This window comes from Bacteroides sp., assembly GCF_029057325.1.
Lineage (GTDB): Bacteria > Bacteroidota > Bacteroidia > Bacteroidales > Bacteroidaceae > Bacteroides.
The window spans coordinates 1-4,591 of record NZ_JAICZW010000118.1 but is presented as its reverse complement, the minus strand read 5'-3'; the positions used below and the strand labels follow the sequence as shown (position 1 = coordinate 4,591).

The following is a 4,591-nucleotide window of genomic DNA, read 5'->3' as shown; positions in this document are numbered from 1 at the left end:
ATATGCAATATGTTCAATATATCAATATATTAGGCTTGATTTTTTAGAAAAGCGCCCAGATATTCAAGTTTATAATGAAGAAGAAATATCATCAACTTTTAAACGAGAGTATGGTCTTGACATAAAGACCATTAAAAAAATAATAATAACCATATCGGTTATTATTATTAGTGGCATTTTATATGGATTACTCTAAATTGACAACCATAATGATAACCGAATCCCAAAACATAGAATTCAAAGAATCTTGGCGCGACGAATATCTGAAATGGATATGCGGTTTCGCCAATGCGCAAGGAGGTCTTCTTTATATTGGCGTAAGAGACAATGGCGACGTATGCGGTATACAAGACGCCAAGAAGTTGATGGAAGATATTCCCAATAAGGTACGTGATATGCTCGGCATCTTGGTAGATGTCAATCTGAAAGAGAAAGAGGAAGATGAAAAGCAATATCTTGAAATTGTAACAGAGGTATATCCTTATCCAATTAGCTTTCGTGGTAAGTATTATCAACGGAGCGGCGCTACCAATCAAGAATTGAAGGGTGCAGCACTCGACCGTTTCATGCTCCGCAAACAGGGAAAGACATGGGACGGTGTTCCTGTACCTTATTTAAAGGTAGAAGATTTGGATAATGGTACATTTGATTTATTCCGTAAATATGCCAAACGAAGCGGACGCATGGAGGATGCTGATTTGAAGGACGATAATCACAATTTGTTAGAGAAACTCCGGCTTTATGAAGGCAATTACCTAAAACGGGCTACTGTTTTGCTATTCCATTCTGACCCGGAACAATACGTGACCGGAGCTTTTGTAAAGGTCGGATTTTTCCGCGAAGGTATGGATTTGGTATACCAAGACGAAGTACACGGTAATCTGTTCCAACAAATTATAAAACTGATGGATTTGCTGTGTACTAAATATATGAAAGCCATCATTACCTACGAAGATATCCAACGTATAGAGACATTGCCTATACCACAAGAGGCTCTGCGTGAAGCATTGTTGAATGCTTGCATCAATAAGGATTATGCAGAATCTTCTCCCATCCAAATCCGTGTGTATGAAAATAAATTAGAAATAGTGAATGGTGGTGTCTTACCGGACGGTTGGACTGTGGAAACATTATTATCATCACACCGAAGTTTCCCCTATAATCCCGATATTGCCAATGCGTTCTTTCGTTCCGGAGAGATTGAAGCATGGGGGCGAGGCATAGAACGTATTATCATGGCTTGCAAGAATGACGGATTTTCTACACCGGAGTTCCGTTATGATGCTTCGGGTATTTGGACGACATTCAAGTTTGAGTATCCTGAAAGGGCAACTACCCAAAAGACTACCCAAAAGACTACCCAAAAGACTACCCAAAAGCTCATACAAAGCCTGACAGAACAGCAACAGGCTATACTATCATTATTAAAAGAGCATCCTGAAGCGACTCGGAAGGAAATCAGTGAAAGTATTCTGAACATCACAGAAGATGGCGTAAAGTATAATCTTTCTCGCCTTCAAGAACTCGGACTGTTGAAACGTGTAGGAGGCAGAAAACAAGGGTATTGGCAAATTATAGAATAAAGTGAAATGTATAGAACCTTATCCCTTTCGCTTCAAAAACTCCGTGGGACTCTCCCCAAACTGCTCTTTATAACACTTCGTGAAGTAGGAAGGTGACGAGAAACCCACTTCGTAGGCCACCTCGGCCACTGTCATGTCCGAAGAGGCCAGCAGAGAGGCGGCTTTCTTCAGCCTCATCTGCCGTAACAGCTCGTTGGGCGAGTAATTGGTGAGCGACTTCAACTTGCGGTAGAGCTGCACACGGCTCATGCCCATCTCTCGTCCTAAGTCTTCCACATTGAGTTCAGTATCTTTCATCTTCTCTTCGACCAGCGACTTGAAACGGGCGACGAAATCCTTGTCCATATCGCTGATGGATTCCTTCTCAATCGTCTGTCCGTCGCCGAAGAACTGCTTCAGCTGGCGGCGATTCGCAAGTAGATTGTGGATACGAGACAAGAGCAACTGCGAATTAAACGGCTTGGAGATGTAGGAATCGGCACCGCCGTCATAGCCTTGGATACGCTGCTCGTCCAGCGAACAGGCCGTCAGCAGAATCACCGGGATGTGGCAGGTCTGCAACTCACTCTTCAGACGGCGGCAACACTCTACGCCGTCCACACCGGGCATCATGACATCCGAAACAATCACATCGGGCACGTACTTCATCGCCAGACGGATGCCCTCCGCACCATCCGCCGCAGCCAGCACGCGGTATTCACCCGACAACAGAGACGTCACATAGCTGCGGATATCGGCATTGTCGTCAATCACCAGCACCACCGGACCGGACTCCGCCTTCTCTCCCTCTTCCGCCTCGGCCATTTCGGCATCTACCAGCATAGAAACCACCTCCTGTTTATCAGCAGGCAACGTCACAACAGTAGGATGATACTGCGAGACCTCCTGCCAAGGGAAGGTGACAGTGAAGGTAGTGCCTTTCTCGTCACTGCCTGCCGTAATGTCGCCGCCATGCATCTCTACAAAGGCACGCACCAGTGCAAGACCGATACCGGTACCGGCCTGATGCCCGTCCACCTGATAGAAACGCTCGAAGATGGCCTTCACATCGGCCGCGGAGATGTAGCTGCCGGAATTGAAGACAGACAGCAGATAGTTTTGTCCGGTGAGGGAGAGGCGGACGGTTATCTTTCCGTTCTCCGGTGTGTATTTCAGCGCATTGGAGAACAAGTTGAAATAAATACGTTCCATCTTTTCCGCATCAGCCATCATCCGGAAGTCGGTATCGGAAGGGGCTTCGAAGTGGAAGGTGATGTGCTTCTTCAGCAATGCCATGCGGAAAGAGTCGTTCCAGCTGCGGAGACTGCCGAGCAGGTCGAACGGTGCAAGATGCAACTCCATACGCCCGTTTTCCACCTTTCGGAAGTCCAGTATCTGGTTCACCAACCGGAGGAGGATGCGCACATTCCTCTTCATCAGTTCAAGGAGCCGGTGCGACTGACTGTCAAGGGCAGGATTGGCCAACAGCTGCTCGATGGGGTCGGCTATCAGGGTCAGCGGCGTACGGAAATCGTGCGAGACGTTGGTGAAGAAGACCAGTTTGGCATGCGTGGCCTCTTCCAGTTCGCGCGAGAGTTGTTCCAGCTGGGTCTTCTGCTCTATCAGCTGCTCTTTCTGCACCACCAGCTGCTCCTTCTGTTCCTCCAGCTTTCCCTTCTGCATGGACAGTTCGCGGTTCAGCCGGTTCTTGGCATGCAAGGAGAGATAGACGGCTACCAGTAGCCCCACCACCAGCAACAACGCGAACAGACTGCCATACAACACCACCTGCTGTGTGGCATATCGGGCCAAGTATTGGCTCATCCGTCCGGTCAGGGTTTCTATCTTTTCATCGAGGGTACTGATGTGCGCCGTCTGCATCTTCATGACAGGCGCATTGGTGCTGTCCACCACCGAGGTACCCAGTATCGTCTCACGCGGAAATTCCCGGCCTTGCAATATGCTCATGGCAATCTGCACCACCCGGTCGCCACCCGTGGGATAAATGAAAGAGGCTGTCAGCCTGTCTGCCAATATATCTTCCAATCCATAGCCGGACAGGGCATCGATGCCTACAAAGCTCATCCGTCCGGTCCGCTGTCTGCGAAGAGCCGCCTCGTAGGCACCCGAAGCCATACGGTCGTTCTGCGCAAACACCACGTCAATCTGCGGAAAGCTGTCGAGCAGTGCTTCCATCTTTCTGCCTGCCGGACCACTCTGCCAGGCTCCCTCTCCGGTAGCCAGCAAGCGTATGTCCGGATAAGCCGACAGGCCTTCCAGGAAACCTTTGTGCCGCTCAATGGCAGGAGTGGAACCGGAAAGTCCCGTAATCTCCACCACAGAACCGCTGCCCTGCAACAGCGTACCGATATAGGCGGCCACTTCCCGTCCTATCGCATGGTTGTCGGCTCCGATGTAGGCAGTATATTTGTCGGAAGAGATTTTGCGGTCCACCAATATCACGGGAATACCCTTGTTATAGGCTTCCTCCACTACCGGAGTAATAGACTGAGCTTCATTGGGCGCTACTACCAACAGGTCCACCCCTTCATTGATGAAATGGCGGATATCCTCTTCCTGCCGCGCATTGTCATCCTTGGCAGTACGCACCTCCACCAGCACACCGTCATAGAATCGGGCTTCACGGGTAATCTCGCTGTTCATCTGCCTCCGCCATTCATCGTCACTGCATTGGGAAACACCGATACGGTAACGGGGAGCAGTACGGGTACAGGAAGCCAATCCGAGGCTCAGCAGACACAAAAAGAATAAAATACATGGATAGACTTGTTTCATCTTTCTTCTTTTGACTTAAGATTATAGGTGAGCAAATGTAAAGAAAATATAAGAAATAGACGAACGAAATACAGAGAAAGTCAAAAGAAGACGGCTTTTTCAGTCAAGCCGTCTCCGCCTCCAATGATTAAAACCTCCTTGCTTTTTTCCGGAAATTCTTTTTCCAAATCAATGCAAATATATATTTTTGCATAGCCATTGAGCTATTCAATGACCATAACACTATATATATT

At 48.3% G+C, this 4,591-nt stretch carries 3 protein-coding genes; 2 read left to right on the top strand and 1 reads right to left on the bottom strand.

From position 1 onward, the window contains the following. Both K2G43_RS07155 and K2G43_RS07150 read left to right on the top strand, forming a co-directional pair. Positions 1-196: hypothetical protein (locus K2G43_RS07155; protein ID WP_300153783.1), on the top strand; the 196-nt coding region annotated here is incomplete at its 5' end. Further along, positions 183-1,583 (top strand): ATP-binding protein, encoded by a 1,401-nt coding sequence (locus tag K2G43_RS07150; protein ID WP_297645186.1) that lies wholly within the window; start codon positions 183-185, stop codon positions 1,581-1,583. The genes K2G43_RS07155 and K2G43_RS07150, both read left to right, overlap by 14 nt. Positions 1,584-1,601: 18 nt before the next feature. On the opposite strand, the gene K2G43_RS07145 is transcribed toward K2G43_RS07150, so the two are convergent. After that, positions 1,602-4,358 (bottom strand): substrate-binding domain-containing protein, encoded by a 2,757-nt coding sequence (locus K2G43_RS07145; RefSeq protein WP_300153780.1) that lies wholly within the window; start codon positions 4,356-4,358, stop codon positions 1,602-1,604. Between the last annotated feature and the right edge of the window lie 233 nt (positions 4,359-4,591).

Excerpts from the sequence above, each read along its gene's own strand:
- K2G43_RS07150 (WP_297645186.1), top strand. The coding sequence starts at position 183 with ATGGATTACTCTAAATTGACAACCATAATGATAACCGAATCCCAAAAC.
- K2G43_RS07145 (WP_300153780.1), bottom strand. The coding sequence starts at position 4,358 with ATGAAACAAGTCTATCCATGTATTTTATTCTTTTTGTGTCTGCTGAGC.